The sequence below is a fragment of the Mycolicibacterium sp. XJ870 genome (assembly GCF_053483975.1).
In genome coordinates, this window is record NZ_JBEFTI010000002.1 from 105,415 (window position 1) to 121,194 (window position 15,780).

At 65.4% G+C, this 15,780-nt stretch carries 14 protein-coding genes; 3 read left to right on the top strand and 11 right to left on the bottom strand.

Annotated elements, in window-relative coordinates:
* Positions 1 to 5: 5 nt before the first annotated feature.
* The 4 genes from ABQF30_RS11865 to ABQF30_RS11880 form a co-directional block, all read right to left on the bottom strand.
* Positions 6 to 866: a class I SAM-dependent methyltransferase gene (locus ABQF30_RS11865; RefSeq protein ID WP_448463825.1), complete on the bottom strand. Its 861-nt coding sequence runs from the start codon at positions 864 to 866 to the stop codon at positions 6 to 8.
* Positions 867 to 928: 62 nt separating this feature from the next.
* On the bottom strand, positions 929 to 1,906 hold the full coding sequence (locus ABQF30_RS11870; RefSeq protein WP_448463827.1) for a hypothetical protein: 978 nt from the start codon (positions 1,904 to 1,906) through the stop codon (positions 929 to 931).
* 84 nt (positions 1,907 to 1,990) lie between these two features.
* Positions 1,991 to 3,181 carry a metallophosphoesterase gene (locus ABQF30_RS11875; RefSeq protein WP_448463829.1) on the bottom strand — a complete coding sequence of 397 codons (1,191 nt, stop codon included), beginning with the start codon at positions 3,179 to 3,181 and terminating at the stop codon, positions 1,991 to 1,993.
* Positions 3,182 to 3,241: 60 nt separating this feature from the next.
* Positions 3,242 to 3,850 (bottom strand): TetR/AcrR family transcriptional regulator, encoded by a 609-nt coding sequence (locus ABQF30_RS11880; RefSeq protein WP_448463831.1) that lies wholly within the window; start codon positions 3,848 to 3,850, stop codon positions 3,242 to 3,244.
* Positions 3,851 to 4,015: 165 nt separating this feature from the next.
* Between ABQF30_RS11880 and ABQF30_RS11885 the strand changes: the two genes are divergently transcribed.
* On the top strand, positions 4,016 to 5,437 hold the full coding sequence (locus ABQF30_RS11885) for an MFS transporter (protein ID WP_448463833.1): 1,422 nt from the start codon (positions 4,016 to 4,018) through the stop codon (positions 5,435 to 5,437).
* 63 nt (positions 5,438 to 5,500) lie between these two features.
* Here ABQF30_RS11885 and ABQF30_RS11890 read toward each other — a convergent pair whose 3' ends face one another.
* From ABQF30_RS11890 to ABQF30_RS11900, 3 genes are read right to left on the bottom strand one after another with little or no spacing between them, the layout of a single operon-like run.
* The gene (locus ABQF30_RS11890; RefSeq protein WP_448463835.1) at positions 5,501 to 7,474 is read right to left on the bottom strand and encodes a thiamine pyrophosphate-dependent enzyme; all 1,974 of its coding nucleotides are present in this window, start codon (positions 7,472 to 7,474) and stop codon (positions 5,501 to 5,503) included.
* Positions 7,471 to 9,102: a glutamate synthase-related protein gene (locus ABQF30_RS11895; RefSeq protein ID WP_448463837.1), complete on the bottom strand. Its 1,632-nt coding sequence runs from the start codon at positions 9,100 to 9,102 to the stop codon at positions 7,471 to 7,473. Before ABQF30_RS11895 ends, ABQF30_RS11890 begins: the two co-directional genes overlap by 4 nt.
* A 16-nt stretch (positions 9,103 to 9,118) precedes the next feature.
* Entirely contained in the window at positions 9,119 to 9,592 is a 474-nt protein-coding gene (locus ABQF30_RS11900; RefSeq protein WP_448463839.1) for a MarR family winged helix-turn-helix transcriptional regulator, read from the bottom strand.
* Between the two features lie 307 nt (positions 9,593 to 9,899).
* On the opposite strand from ABQF30_RS11900, the gene ABQF30_RS11905 reads away from it, so the two are divergent.
* Entirely contained in the window at positions 9,900 to 10,262 is a 363-nt protein-coding gene (locus ABQF30_RS11905) for a nuclear transport factor 2 family protein (protein WP_448463841.1), read from the top strand.
* Positions 10,263 to 10,284: 22 nt separating this feature from the next.
* Here ABQF30_RS11905 and ABQF30_RS11910 read toward each other — a convergent pair whose 3' ends face one another.
* Together ABQF30_RS11910 and ABQF30_RS11915 are read right to left on the bottom strand one after the other, a co-directional pair.
* A complete protein-coding gene (locus ABQF30_RS11910; RefSeq protein WP_448463843.1) occupies positions 10,285 to 11,796 on the bottom strand; it encodes an alpha/beta hydrolase in 1,512 nt (503 codons plus the stop codon).
* A 135-nt stretch (positions 11,797 to 11,931) separates the two neighbouring features.
* Positions 11,932 to 12,675 carry an SDR family NAD(P)-dependent oxidoreductase gene (locus ABQF30_RS11915; protein WP_448463845.1) on the bottom strand — a complete coding sequence of 248 codons (744 nt, stop codon included), beginning with the start codon at positions 12,673 to 12,675 and terminating at the stop codon, positions 11,932 to 11,934.
* A gap of 97 nt (positions 12,676 to 12,772) precedes the next feature.
* On the opposite strand from ABQF30_RS11915, the gene ABQF30_RS11920 reads away from it, so the two are divergent.
* Complete coding sequence (locus ABQF30_RS11920; RefSeq protein WP_448463847.1) at positions 12,773 to 13,426, top strand: TetR/AcrR family transcriptional regulator; 654 nt, start codon at positions 12,773 to 12,775, stop codon at positions 13,424 to 13,426.
* A gap of 42 nt (positions 13,427 to 13,468) precedes the next feature.
* Here the strand turns inward: ABQF30_RS11920 and ABQF30_RS11925 are convergent, their stop codons facing one another.
* Both ABQF30_RS11925 and ABQF30_RS11930 read right to left on the bottom strand, forming a co-directional pair.
* Complete coding sequence (locus ABQF30_RS11925; protein ID WP_448463849.1) at positions 13,469 to 14,521, bottom strand: DNA polymerase domain-containing protein; 1,053 nt, start codon at positions 14,519 to 14,521, stop codon at positions 13,469 to 13,471.
* On the bottom strand, positions 14,521 to 15,606 hold the full coding sequence (locus tag ABQF30_RS11930; RefSeq protein ID WP_448463851.1) for an ATP-dependent DNA ligase: 1,086 nt from the start codon (positions 15,604 to 15,606) through the stop codon (positions 14,521 to 14,523). Before ABQF30_RS11930 ends, ABQF30_RS11925 begins: the two co-directional genes overlap by 1 nt.
* Positions 15,607 to 15,780: the final 174 nt, after the last annotated feature.

Below are 15,780 nucleotides of genomic sequence, written 5' to 3' on the forward strand. Positions count from 1 at the left end.
CCGCATCAGTCCACGTCCCCGAACCTGTAGCGCAGAACTGTCGTCGCTACGAAGCGTGCCAGCCCGCGGCCGCGTCCAGCCAGGCGGTGGATGGCGCGGTTGAAGGGCGGCAGTCGGTCCACTTCGGGGGCCCGCGCGATCGCGATCTCCTCCACCAGGCGCAGGCCGACACCCCACCGCTCCGGTGCCCGCGGATCGAAGAACCCCGAGTTGAGTAGCGCATCCGTGTCGATCGAACCAGCCAGCCGCAGCTTTTTGAGGGCGAAGACGGCGAGCGGTGTGTATCCGTTGAAGGCGAATTCACCGTGCGGAAGGTGGCTGGCCAACTTCCGCAGCAGGGAGGTCAGCATTGTCGCCGACAGGAACGGGATCAGCCCGTCGGCGACGATGACCGACGGCCGGCTGGGAAGCTGCTCGATCCATGCGGTCTCGGTTCGCAGATCGGCGCTGATGATCTGCGCGCCGATCCGCGGCGGCACAGCATCGCGACGGAGCGCGGCCACCTCGGGCAGGTCTACGTCGTACCAGGAAACACCCTGCGGTGGACCGATGCGGTGCATCCGGCCGTCAAGCCCGGCACCGAGATCCAACACCACCGCGTTCTGGTGGCGGTCGGTGAAATTGCGGACGATCTCATCGAGCCGCTTGGCTCGCACCGCAATCTCGAAGACCTTGTTCCGCGGGTTCCGCAGATCGGTGCTCAGGATCGGAAACCTCGCGATGTCGTAGCCGAGGTCGGTGATGACCTCGTCCGCGAGTGTGTCGCCGAGAAACGGCTCTGGAAGACGGCTGTCGAGGGCTCGGCCGGCCATGGTCAGGAAGAGACTCTCCTGCGCCGGCGGAAGGCTCCGCAAGTCGATGCTCATGAACACTCCAGTCGTGACCACTCGAATTCATGCAGTGCCTTCCACTAATACCGGAGCGCGGGCTACCACTTCCCGTCGACGACCGCATCGGGGCTGACCCCGCCGAGTGCGATCACCTTGTCCCGGTCGACGGGCACGAACGGAACCTCCTCGGCGCCAAGCTTTTTGCCGACACTCTCAACTTGCGACAAGATCTCGGAGGGGGCGAGGTCGCTGGCGTCGGCGTGATAAAAATCGAACCACGGCAGGCCGGCGTCCACGTAGGCGTCCCGGTCGACCGGCGTCGGAGGCGGCACCTCTCCGGTGATGGCAGTCCACTGCGCGGCCGAGCACAAGTGGACGAACACCCTCGAGGCACTGCTTTGGTCGTAGTCGGCAAGCGGCCGGCGATCGGCGTACACCTCCTGCCGCATCCGGCCACCGGCACCCAGTCCCATGCCCGCCGACGCCGCCGCGGGCGGGGCGCCCATCACCGGGTCCCCGTCGCACGCCCGCCGCAACTCCTGCGCCGCACACCACTGCGCAAGCGCCTGTTCGGTGAGACCGACGGCACGGAGTTGCACTCCGCCATGGGTCTCCTCCCCGGTGACCTGTCCTTCGACAGTGGCGCCCAAACCCAGTGGCACGGCAACGAACTGGCGGATGAATCCCTCGCCGGCGTTGATGCCGTCGAGCCACGGCTGATGGGGCAGCGCAACGTAATTCTGCGGGTCACCAGTGAGGTGCTCGATCCAGGGCAGGCCGCTGACCGCGCACACTTTGCCTACGCCGACCTGCAGTGCAGTGGGTTCGGAAGCATGGAATGACAGCCACATTGCCTCGCGCTGATAGATCGGCAGCATGACGCCGCCACGAGACAGCCACTCGGCTGGTGCGGTGTCGGGGTAGGCCGCGACCTTCCGCAGTGGAAACCGGCCCAGACCGGGCGGCAGCGGATGCAGCCCCGTCTCGGGGATTCGCAGCGTCCGCTGAAACGACACGCTCACCGGACCCAACTCCAGCTGGTCCCTGACGATCTTTACCGGCGCCATGCCCGTCATAACTACCTCCATGTCGGCGTACTGCCGATATGGATAACACCGGGCACCGACACATCAGGATCGCGCCGAAGGGATTCCAGTAGGTCAGGCCGTGCAGCGCAGTGTCAACAGAGTGATCTCGCTGGGCGCGAAGACCCGGAACGGCGGACCCCAGAATCCGGTGCCGCGACTCGTGTAGAGCTGTGTGCGGTCGCCGTGTCTGCTCAGCCCCTGCACAACAGGCTGGTCGAGTCTGACCAGGAAATTGAACGGCCAGATCTGCCCGCCGTGAGTGTGCCCGGAGATCTGCAGATCCACCCCCGCCGCGACCGCTTTCACTACTTGCTTGGGCTGATGTGCGAGAAGCATCACTGGCAGCGCCCGATCGCTATCGGCAAGCGCCGCTTCGAGATTCGCCCCATGCCCGGCTACGCCGGAGGCGCGGGCGGTCGCGTCGTCAATGCCCGCGATGATCAGCTTGTCCCTGTTGTGTTCGACGACGATGTGCCGGTTGTGCAGGGCGTCCCAGCCGATGCCGTCGATGTAGTCGAGCCAGCCTTGCGCCTCGCTGAAGTATTCGTGGTTGCCGGTGACGTACACGCGGGCGTGCCGCGCCCGCACCGCGGCAAGCGGTCGGGCCTGCGCCTCACGCACGTCCACTGTGCCGTCGGCGATGTCACCGACATGGCACACGACGTCGGCGTCGAGCTCGTTCACGCGGTCCACCACCGCTGCCGACCAGCGGGCGCGGTCGATCGGCCCGTAGTGGGTGTCGGTGATGACCGCGACCCGCAGTCCGTCGAGGCCGGCCCCCAGTGTGGCGATGTCCACGTCGACGCGTCTGATGCGCGGCACCCGCATCGCTTCGGCATAACCCCACGTCAACAGGACGACGACGACGGCCACCACCACACCCGCAACTACGCGTGAACGCTCGGGATCCCCTACCCCCAGTGCGAACAACGCCAGCCGAAGCAATTGGCCCAGCACCGACCAGACGAACAGCACCCACGTCACGCCGAGCAGCGCGTCGCCGGCGGCAGCGACCCAGTCCCGGTGCCGACGGCCATGCCCCAGCATCATCATCGTCGGCAACCCGACGAACGCTGCTGCGAATACGACTGTGCCCGCGACGATTACGGCGGTCGGCCATTGCGTGCCCGCCGACAATAGCGTCCACCAGGGCACCCCCAGCAGGAGCAACATGATGGCCGACACGACAAGCAGCCGACGCCACTGGCGACGGGGTCGTGCACGTGCGACAGTTTCGACCTCGGCGGCCGGGGTGTCTTGCATTAGATCGACGGTACCGGTGGCGCCCTGAATCCCTTTGTTGGTCGCGGCACCAGCACTGGCTCAGGCGTGCGGTGTCGTCGCCCTGATGCCGGCGAGCACCACGTCGACGATGCGCTCCGCGTCCATGCGGGTGAACTGGCGCATGCCGCGATTGACGATGAGGCGCACCGGTCCGGAAATCATCTCGCCGAGGAAAGCGCTGTCGATCGGCGGCAGTTCGCCACGGTCGACTGCGAGGTCGACCCTCCGCTGTGTGGCAGCTCCGCGTTGCTCGAGGATCCTGGCGACCGTCTGCCGGACAGCGGCGTTCTCGTGAGTGGGCTGGATGGCCAGTTCGAGTGCCTGGCCGAACGGCGTGTCCAGACCACTGGCGAGGCCCACCAGATAGTCCACCAAGTCGCGGTGGAGGTCACCGGTGTCGGCGATGGACGCGAGACTCTCGGCGTACTGCAGCAGGGCCTCGGCGACCAGCTCCTCACGGTCCGGCCAGTTGCGGTACACGCTGGTCTTGTGCACGCCTGCCAGCTCGGCGACCTCGTCGTAGCGAAAGCCCACGATGCCGTCCCGCGCCACGAGGTCGGCGGTCGCCGCGAGTACTTGTGCGCGCACCCGCGCGTTGCGGCCACCGGGACGTCTCGCCGACGGCTGATTCGCGGTCCCGTCGGTCATCCCGGAGTCCACCTTCCGTTGCGGTGCCAGCCGAACGTGACTAGCCTACCTTAAAGCAACAATTAGTTGCTTTAATAGCCGCCCTACCGTTCGCCGTAGGTCTCGTTGCCCACCCCACAACCTGGAGCATGCGCCTGCAAGCCGCTGCGCCGGAAGGAATTCCGAGTGAACGACACGTGGAGTCGACGACTCATCCTCTGGGTGACGGTCCTGATCCTCGCCAACGTCCTGGCCGACGTGGTCATCGGGTCGCCGATGATGGTCCTGCCCCAATTGATGGAGCACTTCGACACCGACCAGGCCGCGTGGCTGAATACAAGCGCAATGCTGGCCGGAGCCATCTGGTCACCGTTGCTCGCGAAGAGCTCCGACCTCTTCGGCAAGCGCCGGATGCTCATCGTCACACTGATGCTCGCAGGCGCAGGAGCACTTGTGTGTCTCGCCGCCCCCAACCTCTGGACCTTCCTGGCGGGGCGCTTCCTCCAAGGTGCCGCCTTCGCCGCGGTCTTCATCACCGTGGCGCTCGCGCGCCAGATCTGCACCCCTGCGGCGGCGATGGCCGTGGTCGGGCTCGTTACGTCGGGCTCGTCGATCGTCGGAATCATCGAGCCGTTCCTGATGAAGCCGATCATCGATGTGTTCGGCTACCGGAGCGTGTTCATTGCCGCGGCGCTGCTCGCCGTGGCGGCAGCGCTCTGCGTGCGTTCCTTCATTCCGGAGTCGCCGATCCGCAGCACCGGACGGATCGACGTCGGCGGGGCGCTCCTGCTCGGCAGCGGCCTCGCCGCGGTACTCGCCTACATCAGCCTCGGGCGAGATTTCGGATGGCTGTCCGGGGGCATGATCGCGCTCCTGGCCACCGGTGCCGCCGCGTTGGCCGGCTGGGCGTTTCTCGCGCTCCGGGTCGACGAACCCATCATCGACATCCGGGCGCTGCGCGGCCCGATTCTGCTGACGCTGCTGGCCCTGGCACTGGCAGCGGGCGCCTTCCGGAGCATGCTGCAACTGACCAGCATCATCGCCCAGGTGCCCCGAGACCGGGGGCTCGGTTACGGGCTGGGCGACGGGGAAGCGATCGCACTGCTTCTCGCGACGCCCAATATCGGCATCGTCATCGGAGGCGTCTGCGCGGGATGGATCGCGGGCCGGATCGGCCCTCGGGGTCCCCTCCTCGGCGGCATCGCGATCGGGACAGCGGGCACCTTTGCGATGCTCGTGGGCGTTTCGGTGCTGCCGCTGGCGATCGCCTGCGGAATCATGCTGGGTGTGGCGGCCGGGGCGATCGGCGCGTCCGGCTACAACCTGGCGACCGATCTCGTAGCGCCCGAGCGGCAGGGCACGATCGCCGGCCTCGTCTCGGTCGTGCTCGCCCTCGGATCCGTGGTCGTCAACGTCGCCGGCGGCGAAGTACTCAAGGCCACCCACATCCCCGGCACTGACGGGCCCCCGCTGAGCAGCATGACCGGCATTCAGCTCTACGTGCTAATGGCCGGAGTGCTGTTCGTGCTCTCCGCTGTACCCGCGATCACCCTGACTCGAAACCGGCGTGCTGCAGACCCAACCCCCGATTGCGTTGCCGGCGTGTAGAAATCACCCGCTGATCCTGTCGACGATTGCCCTTCTCATCCCACTGGCGGAATCCAATCTGTCTCAGTTCGACCGTGAATCGGTCAGGATTTCGACCAGCGCCGGCCCAGAGGAGTGGGCGAGCGCCTCTGCGATAGCGGAATTCAGTTCGGCGGGGCTGCTGACTTGTTTGCCGTATGCGCCGCAGTTCCGCGCATACGCGGCGAAATCGGGGTTGTGTAGCGAGGTCTGCCATACCTCGTACTCCGAGCTGCGTTGCTCCTGGGTGATCTTGCCAAGTTCGCCATTGTTGAGCAGGATGTGGGTGATGTTCATGCCGTACTTGACTGCCGTGGTGAAGTCGGCGAGATACTGACCGAAGCCGCCGTCGCCGGTGACCGCGATAACGGGGCGGTCGGGCGCGGCAGCCCAAGCCCCCATCGCAGCGGGGAAGCCGAAGCCGATGGAGCCAAGGTAGCCCGACATCAACACGGACTGTTGGTCTTTGGTCTCGAAGTATCGCCCGAACGAGTAGGCATGGTTGCCCACGTCGACGGCGAGCACGGCGTTGGCCGGGGCGAGGTGGCTGAGTTCGGCGAAAACCGTCGCGGCAGCGATCCGCCCGCTGGGGAGTTTCGCGGCCCGGCGGGCTTTCTCGGTGCGCCACACCGACCACCGGTCGGCCACTTCGGCGCGTTGGTCGACCAGATCCGGATGCGTGCGCAACCGCTGCATCAGGACCGACGCCGTCACCCCCACATCACCGAGCACCGGCACCGCCACCGGGTTGAATCGGCCCAGCGCCAGCGGGTCGGTATCGATCTGGACGATGGGCTTGTACGGCGATATGCCCGTGTGATTCGAGAATGACGCGCCGAACACCACCAGCAGGTCGGCCTTGTTCATCATCCAGGACGCGACCGGGGTGCCCGAACGGCCCAGTGCGCCGCAGGCCAGCGGATGCTCATCGGAGATCTGGCCTTTGGCTTTGAAGGTGGTCAGCACCGGCGCCTGCAGGCGCTCGGCGAACGCGACGACGGCCGGCATGTCGAACTTTGCGCCGGCTCCGACGATGATCACCGGGCGAGTCGCCGCCGCGATGCGGTCGAGTGCCTGCTCCAGCGCAGCCACAGGCGGGGCGACCCGCAGATCGGGCATCCGGCCCTCAGGCCCAGAGGGCCGTTGGTCCGGGTCCTCGACGATCTGCACCTCATCGGGCACCACCAGGTGGGCGACGCCGCGTTCGAGGATGGCGTGTTTGAGCGCCAGGGTCATCAGCTCGGCGTGTTCCGAACCGGCGCGCACCATCTCCGAGTAGACGGCGACATCGGCAAACGCCGCCAACAGGTCGATATCTTGGAACGCCCCTTTGCCGGCCACCGCGGAATCGACATTGCCGGACAGTGCCAGGACCGGTGCCCGGTCGGCCTTGGCATCATAGAGCCCGGTCAGCAGGTTCGTCGAACCCGGTCCTGCGATACCGAAGCAGGCCGCGGGGCGTCCGGTGAGTTTTCCGTAGGCGGATGCCGCAAACGCCGCCGCCCCTTCATGGCGGATGCCGAAATACCGTAGCTTTCCGGAGCTTTCGGCGCGGTGCATGGCCTCGGCGATGCCGAGGTTGGAGTGACCGACCATCCCGAAAACGGTGTCGACACCCCAATTGGTCATCGTCTCGATCAAGACATCGCTGACAGTTCGTTTCGCGGGGGCACGCGTCGGTGTGCCGACGTAGATTCCGTCGTCTCGCACTTGCACCGGGTAGGTTGCGACATCGAAATCTGGTCCGCCCGCAGCGCGGCCGGTGAACGGGTCGAAGTCGAAACCATGCCAAGGGCAGCGGATCTTGTCATTCTCGACGGTGCCCTGCCCAAGCGGGCCGCCCTGATGGGGGCAGCGATTGTCGATGGCGCCGTAGCGTCCGTTCAGCTTGGTCAACGCCACCGTCTTGAGGCCGACAGGGCACGCGGATACCTGGCCATCGTCGAGTTCGCCAGGGTCGGCTGCTTTGTGCCAGTCAAGTTCTTGGCCGTGCCTGCCGGTGTTTTCGTCGATGGTCACAGTGGCGTCACTCCTGCGTAGGGGACTCCACTGAGGTAGGCGAAGTCGCGGTCGAACGTCGTCAGGTCATCGAGGGCGAAATCAGCGAGGCGCCGGTGCCCGCAGGCCCGGGCGAGCACCACCATCAGATCCACCGCAGAGCGCAGGTACCGGTCCAACCGTTCGGCAGCCTGCCGCACTGGCAGCCGAGCCCGAAGGTGGGGGTCTTGGGTGGCGATGCCGACCGGGCACGTGTTGGTGTGGCAGGCGCGCATGCCGACGCAGCCGATGGCCTGAATCGCGCTGTTGGCAATGCCGATCGCGTCGGCCCCCAGACCCAGGGCTTTGACCATGTCGGCGGGGGTGCGGATGCCGCCGGTGATGGCCAGCGTGACCCGGCTTTGACTCCGGTCCAGGTGTCGCCGGGCCCGGGCCAGCGCCGGAATGGTGGGTACCGAGATGTTGTCGCGGAAAATCGTTGGTGCGGACCCTGTTCCGCCACCGCGGCCGTCGAGGATGACGTAGTCGACACCGATCTCGAGTGCGGCATCGAGGTCGCGCTCGATGTTTTGGGCACTGAGCTTGTAGCCGACGGGGATCCCGCCCGAGACGTCGCGGACCTGCGCGGCAAAGTCTTTGAACTCCTCCAGGGAGGACCATTGGGGGAACCGTGCCGGAGAGATCGCCGCCGTGCCCGGAGGTAAGCCGCGCACTTCAGCGATCTTTCCCACCACCTTGTTCCCGGGAAGATGTCCGCCGGTACCCGTTTTGGCGCCCTGCCCGCCTTTGAAATGAAACGCCTGGACCTTGTTCAGGTGTTCGAGGCTCCACCCGAACCGGCCGGAGGCCAGTTCGTAGAAGTACCTCGAGTTCTCCTGTTGTTCTTCGGGAAGCATGCCGCCTTCGCCGGAGCAGATCCCCGTTCCGGCGAGTTCCGCACCGGCCGCAAGGGCCGTCTTGGCCTCCTGGGACAACGCACCGAAGCTCATATCGCTGACGAAGAGCGGAATGCCGAGCACCAGTGGGCGTCTCGCGTCTGGGCCGATGACTGTCTCGGTGCTGACCGGCTCCTCATCGAGGAGCGGTAGTCGTGCCAGCTGCGCGGTGACCAGCTGGATCGAATCCCATGAGGGCAGCTCGGAGCGCGAAACACCCATCGCCGCTGAGGGCCCGTGCTTACCGGTCTTGCTCAGTCCGTTGGCGGCAAGCTCATGGATCTGGGTATTGAACGGTTCTTCCTCAGTGTCGGCAGGCTTGATCCACCTGCCCTGATAGCCGTCGTCGCCGTGGGGTTGCGGGTTGGCCCGGGCGAACTCGGCAATCGCGGATTGATCGACGTACACGACGCCGTTCCGGACCCAGACCGGAAACGTCGCCAACGCCACCGATGGATTGACCGGCGAGACGCCGGAGTCAACGTTGTAACGCCAGCCGTGCACGTCGCACACGACAGCATCGCCGTCGACGTGCCCGTCGGCCAGCAGCGCACCGCGATGTGCGCAGCGCCCATACAACGCAGAGACGTCCTCGCCGCGCCTGATGAGCACAAGGTCCACACCCGCAGCGTTCACGGCGAACGGAGCGTTGTCGGGCAGGTCGGAAAGGGATGCCACCTTCACGCCGGTTGTCGATTCTGATGTCAGTGTCATTGGCTGCTCCTCGGGGTTAGTCAGGGTCGTCGGCGTCGTCCAACAGATGGGCCCGGATCTCGGCATAGGCGTGCGTGAACAACCTGACATCGCGGGGGCTGAGCAGGTCGAATACGTTGCGCCGCACCGCCGCCACATGCCCCGGCGCGGCCGATCGCAATTTCGCAAGCCCGGCTTCGGTGAGTTCTGCGAACAGGCCACGCTTGTCATCCGGGCACGGGACGCGGCGCAACCACCCGACGTCCGCAAGCCTGTTCACCGCCCGAGTGACCCCGCTGCGCGTCGTCACCGCCGCCTCGGCGATCTCGCTCATCCGCAATCGCCGCTGCGGCGCCTCCGACAACAATCCGAGGACCTCATAATCGGCGAACGAGATCTCGGCATTGACGTCCAGCTCATGGTCCAACGCCCGTAACAGCAGCCGAGTGCTGTCGAGGTATCCACGCCACATCTGCTGCTCGGACTCGCTCAGCCATTCCGCCTCCGCCATCAGTCGACGCCCATACTAGTTGATAACGCAACTAATGCAACAGCAACCATAGTTGCCAACGATATGACGGTCGGCCCCGCCGCACCCAACCTGCCACGCGGAGAATCGCACCCCTGGGCGATGAACGTGCTGTGATGACATGGACTACGCGGTCATTTGCCCCATTGCGACATGGCACCCCCCGCGTGGTTCGGCACCCGCCGATGCCACTTCCCGACGCCCGAGCTCACCTCGCGCGCATGAGATACAGTTTCGGTGTCAACTAAAAACTCACCCGATAGATCTAGCAGCCACCCGAGGAGAGTTCATGACCGAGGCCATCTCCCGCTTGATGGAACGCAACCTGCTGGCCGTGTTCGACGAGCGCGATCCGCAACGGCGCGCCGCGGCGATCGCCGACACCTACTCGACAGACGTGCAATGGATCGACGACGAGGGCGTCGCGACCGGCCACGAGGAGTTGAACACCAAGGCCGCTGAACTGCAGGAAAAGCTGTCTGGCCTCCATTTCGTGAAGGTCGGCCCGGTCCGCCAGACCCGCGGCCTGGGTTTCCTGGCATGGGAGGTTCGGACACCCGACGATGCCACTGTGGCGTCCGGCTTCGACGTGGCGGAGATATCCAATGAACGAATCGTCCGTATGTGGACAGTGCTCAACTCGCCGGAATAGATGGCCGGCATGAAGCAGCCCGCTACAGATCGCATGACGAACCTGCCGGCGGCAACGTGAGGTCGATCAGGTAGTCGGCGGCTATCTCGTTGACGCACTGGTTGGTTCCGGCCATGACGATGGTGTGTCCTTCACCCTCCACGGTGAGCAAGGCACTGCCGAGCGTCTCTGCCAGTTTGACGCCGCCGGCATGCGGTGTGGCGGGATCACCGGTGATCGACACGACCAGCGTGGGCGGTAGTCCCACGATGTCGGCCGCGTACGGGAAGCCAAGCGTCGGCTCGGTCGGCCACTGCTCGCACCCGTCGCGGGCGCCGGTGAGCGCGAATCCGGGATCCATGAACGGTGCGGCATCGAATATTGCGGCGCGTAACGCAGTGCCCTGCTCCTCGCTGAGCCGTTCCTCGTCCATGCAGTTGATCGCGTAGAGCGCCTCGGCGAGATTGGGCCAGCGGCCCTCGGCGTCGCGGAGTGAGAAGTCATAGCCGAGCTGTAGCAGTTCGTCGCCGCGTCCCTGCTGTAACTGTGTTAGCCCGTTGATGATTCGGGGCCACGCTGCCTCGGTGTAGAGGCCGGAGATGACCCCGCCGATCGCCTCATCGAAGTCCAGGTCGGAGTTCAGCGCCGGCACTGGCTGCCCGTAGAGCGGGCGCGCGATCTCGTGAAATGCCTCAGTAGCCTTGGCCGGGTCGTCGCCCAGCGGACAGTCGACCTGCGTGGCACAGAATTCGGCCATCTGCTCGAAAGAGCGCTGGAACCCGGCATACGCCCCGACCCGGCGCTCGACGGTGCCCTGATTCGGATCGATCGCGCCGTCGAGCAGCATCGCGCGCACGCTCTGCGGAAACTGTTCGGCGTAGACGGCGCCCAGTCGCGTCCCGTAACTCTGCCCCAGGAAGGTGAGCTTTTCATCGCCCAGCACGGCCCGTAGAACGTCGATGTCACGCGCCGCGTCGCGGGTGCCGACACTGGTCAGTAGGTCGATGCCACCCGAGCGCTCGGCACACCGATCGAGAATGTCCTTCGTATCCTGTTCTGTCCATTGCACAGTGGTGCCCTGCGTGCTCAACAGGAACTCACCGCGATCGGCCTCGGCATCGGTGAAGCACTCGATGGCAGGGTCGGAACTGCCCACGCCGCGCGGGTCGAAACCGACGAGGTCAAAACTCCCGGTCAGCCGAGCATCCGGTAGCGACATCGCCGTCGCCGCGGTGGCGAACAACCCGGAACCGCCGGGCCCGCCGGGGTTTATCACCAACGAGCCGATGGATTGGCCCCGGGCGGGCACTCGTGCGACGGCGAGGCGCGCTGTCTTGCCTTCCGGATCCTGATAGTCCAGCGGCACCTCCAGGCGTCCACACTGAATGGTCGGCGTCTGCGCAAAGACGGCACCCTCGATCGAGGTGTTGGTATAGCTCTCGCAGGCCTCCCAGGCGATCTGTTGAGAGTAGAACTGCGCCAGGCCCGATGATGACGGCGCTGCTGGTGGTTCTGAAGCGCAGGCCGTCATCGTGATGACCAAGGCGAGAACCATGAGTCCGCCGAATGTACTTGAGCCACTGCACTTCTTGGCCCTAGCACACGTGAAAACCCTTGACAGCGACGGACGATCAGTTCGGTTCGCAGTCATGAAGTCCTTGTCCGCCCGTTCCGCTGTGGATAGCCGAGATCAGAATTGGCTGGCGCCACCGTCGACGTAGATCTCTGAGCCGGTCATGAAGGTGCTGCCGGCGGAGGCCAAAAAGGTGATCACGCTACCGATCTCCTCCGGCTGGGCACGGCGCTTCATCGGCACAGTGGCGGTCACCCCTGCTAGGGCGTCATCGGCGCCGATGAAAAGGCCGTTCAAACCGGGTGTCTCCGTGAGTCCCGGAGCGACGACGTTGACGCGGATCTTGCGGTCGACGAGTTCTGCTGCCCAGCTGCGGGCCAATGACCGGATGGCGGTCTTGGAAGCGGCGTAGACGCTCGTGCCGGGAGACGCCTTCACATCGCCGGCGGAACCGCACAGGATGACCGACGCGCCTTCATTGAGTAACGGAAGGGCAGCCTGGACCGTGAAGATGATCCCGCCGACGTTGGTGTTGAACGTGTGGGTGTAGTGCTCCCAGGTGATGTCCCCCAGGGGCGCGACCTCGGCGATACCCGCGTTGGCGAAGACGATGTCGAGCTTGCGTCCCGTCGCCTCGATGGTGGACGCGACGCGGTCGAGATCGGACTGCTCGGTCACGTCGGCACGAATGAAGCTGGCCTGACCGGCTCCGATGGCGGTGACAGCCTCTTCGAGGGCGTCTTCGCGACGTCCTACGAGGAACACGTAGGCCCCCTCCTTGGCGAGAGCGCGCGCCCCGGCGAGGCCTATGCCCGACGTTGCTCCGGTGACGAGTGCGGTCATACCTGCCAATGACGACATGCGGGCCTCCAAGTTTTGTACCGTACGGTTGCGGCTGAGCTTACACAGTTTTGTACCGTTCGGTTGCGATGTGCGCTCGGGGACTAATATCGCGTTCATGAGCACCGATCGGCGAAGCGCAGGGGGCCGTCCGCGCGCCTTTGACGAAGATCAGGCTCTCGATGCTGCCATCGAGGTGTTCTGGCGTCTCGGCTACGAAGGCGCATCAATGGCCGAACTCACGCAGGCTATGGGTATCAACAAACCGAGCCTGTACGCCGTCTTCGATAGCAAAGAGAAACTCTTCGTCCGCGCGCTGGAGCGGTACGGCCTTTTATATCGAGGACACCTGAATGCTGTGCTGGCCAAATCCACCACCTACGAGGTCATCGAGTCCTACCTGCGGTCCATTGCGGAGTCGGCGACCGAGGGAAGCGTGCCGGGATGCCTGTCCATCCAAGGCGGGCTGTCTTGTGGCCCCAACAACGCGCACATACCGCAACTGCTTGCCGAGTATCGCCAGGGCCTGGAGGACACGGTGGCGAAGGCACTGGCCAAGACCGCGGACGCATCCCGGTGCGCCCATGACCTCGGCTCCGCAGAGCTCGCGGGATACGTCGTGACGATCGGACAGGGGCTGGCGGTGCACGCCGCCGCAGGAGCAGCGAAATCAAGGCTGGACGCGATTGTCGACGTGGCATTGGCGTGCCTCACGAGTCTTCTTGGCGCCCAATCGGTTACGAACGTCAAGCCCAAGTCGGGAACGAGATAGCTTTCACCGACCGCGTAAGGCGGCGCGCCGGGCCAGCCCGGGCTAATCCTGTCGACGATTACCCTTCTCATCCCAGTGTTCGGCCACCTTCTTGCTGGGCTGCACCCGGGGCGGCTCCCCCGGCATCTTCGGATAGCTCGGCGGGTACGGCAGGTCGCCGAGGCCGCGTTCCTCGTCGGCGGCGACCATCTCCAACAGTGGCTTGAGTGACTGCTTCTTGGATTCGATGTCAGCCCAAGGATCTTCGCGGCCGGCAAGGAAATCCGGCACGGTCGCGATCGTGTAGTCATCGGGGTCCGCGTCACGCAGTTCGTCCCAACTCAGCGGCGTGGAGACCGTCGCGATCGGAGTCTTTCGCACCGAGTATGCCGAGGCGAAGGTCCGGTCACGGGCGTTCTGGTTGTAGTCGATGAACAACCGCTCGCCGCGCTCTTCCTTCCACCACGAGGTGGTGACCGCGTCGGGAGCACGCCGCTCAACCTCCCGGGCCAGCGCGATCCCGGCCCGGCGAACCTCCACGAAATCCCACTCTGGCTTGATCCGCAGGAAGACATGCACGCCGCGGCCTCCCGAGGTCTTCGGGTAACCGACCAGGCCGAGTTCGTCGAGCAACGGTTTGAGCACGTCGCACGTAATCGTGCTGGCTTCGCGAAATCCGGTGCCGGGCTGCGGGTCCAGGTCGATGCGCAGCTCGTCGGGATGGTCGGTGTCGGGACAGCGCACCTGCCATGGATGGAGCGTGATGGTGCCCATCTGCGCAGCCCAGATGATCGACGATGGATGCGTCACCTTCAGCGCGTCGGCGGTGCGCCCGGACGGGAACGTCACGACGCAGGTCTCCAGGTAATCGGGATGCTTTTGCGGAACCCGCTTCTGGTAGATCTCCTCCCCCTCGATGCCGTCGGGAAACCGCTGCAGATGTGTCGGCCGGTCTCTCAACAGCGTCAGCATCGGCCCGGACGCAACAGAGAGGTAGTACTCGACCAATTTGCTCTTCGTGCCGGCCTTGCCCAGCTTCGGGAAGTACGGCTTGTCCGGACTGGTCAGCCGGACCTTGATCCCGTCGACGTCGAGTTCGGTTGCGGGCGTGGGCATCAGCGCTTCTCCAAGACGTCATAGAGGTCGTAGTTCAACGGTGCGTCCAGCTGGTCGAACGTGCAGCTGGACGGCTCCCGGTCCGGCCGCCAGCGCAGGAACTTCACCGCGTGCCGGAACCGTTGGCTCTGGCTTGATGTCGCCGGCAGCCCGGCTCCGTGCACCGCGTTGCCCTCCATCTGGTCGTAGGCAACCTCGCACACCTTCTCCGGACGCACCGGGATCCAGCGCTTGTCGGCTGCCGAGTTCCACCGGCTTGGATCACCCTCGCGCATCGCATCGCCTTCGCGCAGCGGTTCCAGATCGGCCAGCAGCTTGAGCCGGTCTTTGGCCGTGAATGACGCTGCGCCACCGACCATTTGCAGTTCGCCGTCGTCCCGGTAGAGGCCAAGCAGGATCGACCCGATCCCTTCCCCGCTCTTGTGGATGCGATAGCCGATCGCCACGCAGTCGGCATCGCGGTGGTGCTTGACCTTGACCATCTCGCGCTTGCCTGGCAGATACGGGCCGTCAAGCCTCTTGGCGATCACGCCGTCCAGCCCGGCGCCCTCAAAAGTCTTGAGCCACTGAGTGCCGAGCTCCGGATCTTCGGTGGTGCGGGTGACGTGGCACCACTGTTTGGCGTTGACGGCCTCGGCCAACGCTTCGCGGCGCATCCGGAACGGCTCGCCCAGTAGCGAGCGGTCCCCCGTGGCCAACGCGTCGAATCCGATGAAGTGCGCCGGCGTCTGCTCGGACAGCATCTTGATGCGGCTGGCCGCCGGATGGACGCGTTGAGACAGCGACTCCCAATCCAGCCGGATGCGGCCGCTGATCTCCCGCGGCACCACGACCTCGCCATCGACCACACAACGCTCGACAAGCTCGTCCTGCAACGCGTCGAGCAGTTCAGGAAAGTACCGCCCCAGCTCCTTGCCGCTACGCGATTGCAGCACCACCTCGTCGCCGTCGCGGAACGCCAGCGCACGGAAGCCGTCCCACTTCGGCTCGTAAGACCACACGCCTGCCTCGTCGGGCACCTTCACCTGCGCCTTGGCGAGCATTGGTTCGATCGGGGGCTGCACTGGCAAGTCCACGGGTTCCATCCTGCATCTATCGGCCAACGGGTATCTAGACCGCCGCGCCTTCGAGAAATCATCGGACGGGTCTCTGATGTCGCGAGGCGGCCCCTGTGGCGAGTGTGTCGCTTCTTGCGGTTTTTATCCTCGGTCAGGTCGATAACCTGCACGCTCGGCACAGCGCCCACAACCGGGTATCGT

Excerpts from the sequence above, each read along its gene's own strand:
- ABQF30_RS11865 (WP_448463825.1), bottom strand. The coding sequence starts at position 866 with ATGAGCATCGACTTGCGGAGCCTTCCGCCGGCGCAGGAGAGTCTCTTC.
- ABQF30_RS11870 (WP_448463827.1), bottom strand. The coding sequence starts at position 1,906 with ATGACGGGCATGGCGCCGGTAAAGATCGTCAGGGACCAGCTGGAGTTG.
- ABQF30_RS11875 (WP_448463829.1), bottom strand. The coding sequence starts at position 3,181 with ATGCAAGACACCCCGGCCGCCGAGGTCGAAACTGTCGCACGTGCACGA.
- ABQF30_RS11880 (WP_448463831.1), bottom strand. The coding sequence starts at position 3,850 with ATGACCGACGGGACCGCGAATCAGCCGTCGGCGAGACGTCCCGGTGGC.
- ABQF30_RS11895 (WP_448463837.1), bottom strand. The coding sequence starts at position 9,102 with ATGACACTGACATCAGAATCGACAACCGGCGTGAAGGTGGCATCCCTT.
- ABQF30_RS11900 (WP_448463839.1), bottom strand. The coding sequence starts at position 9,592 with ATGGCGGAGGCGGAATGGCTGAGCGAGTCCGAGCAGCAGATGTGGCGT.
- ABQF30_RS11905 (WP_448463841.1), top strand. The coding sequence starts at position 9,900 with ATGACCGAGGCCATCTCCCGCTTGATGGAACGCAACCTGCTGGCCGTG.
- ABQF30_RS11910 (WP_448463843.1), bottom strand. The coding sequence starts at position 11,796 with ATGGTTCTCGCCTTGGTCATCACGATGACGGCCTGCGCTTCAGAACCA.
- ABQF30_RS11915 (WP_448463845.1), bottom strand. The coding sequence starts at position 12,675 with ATGTCGTCATTGGCAGGTATGACCGCACTCGTCACCGGAGCAACGTCG.
- ABQF30_RS11920 (WP_448463847.1), top strand. The coding sequence starts at position 12,773 with ATGAGCACCGATCGGCGAAGCGCAGGGGGCCGTCCGCGCGCCTTTGAC.
- ABQF30_RS11925 (WP_448463849.1), bottom strand. The coding sequence starts at position 14,521 with ATGCCCACGCCCGCAACCGAACTCGACGTCGACGGGATCAAGGTCCGG.
- ABQF30_RS11930 (WP_448463851.1), bottom strand. The coding sequence starts at position 15,606 with ATGGAACCCGTGGACTTGCCAGTGCAGCCCCCGATCGAACCAATGCTC.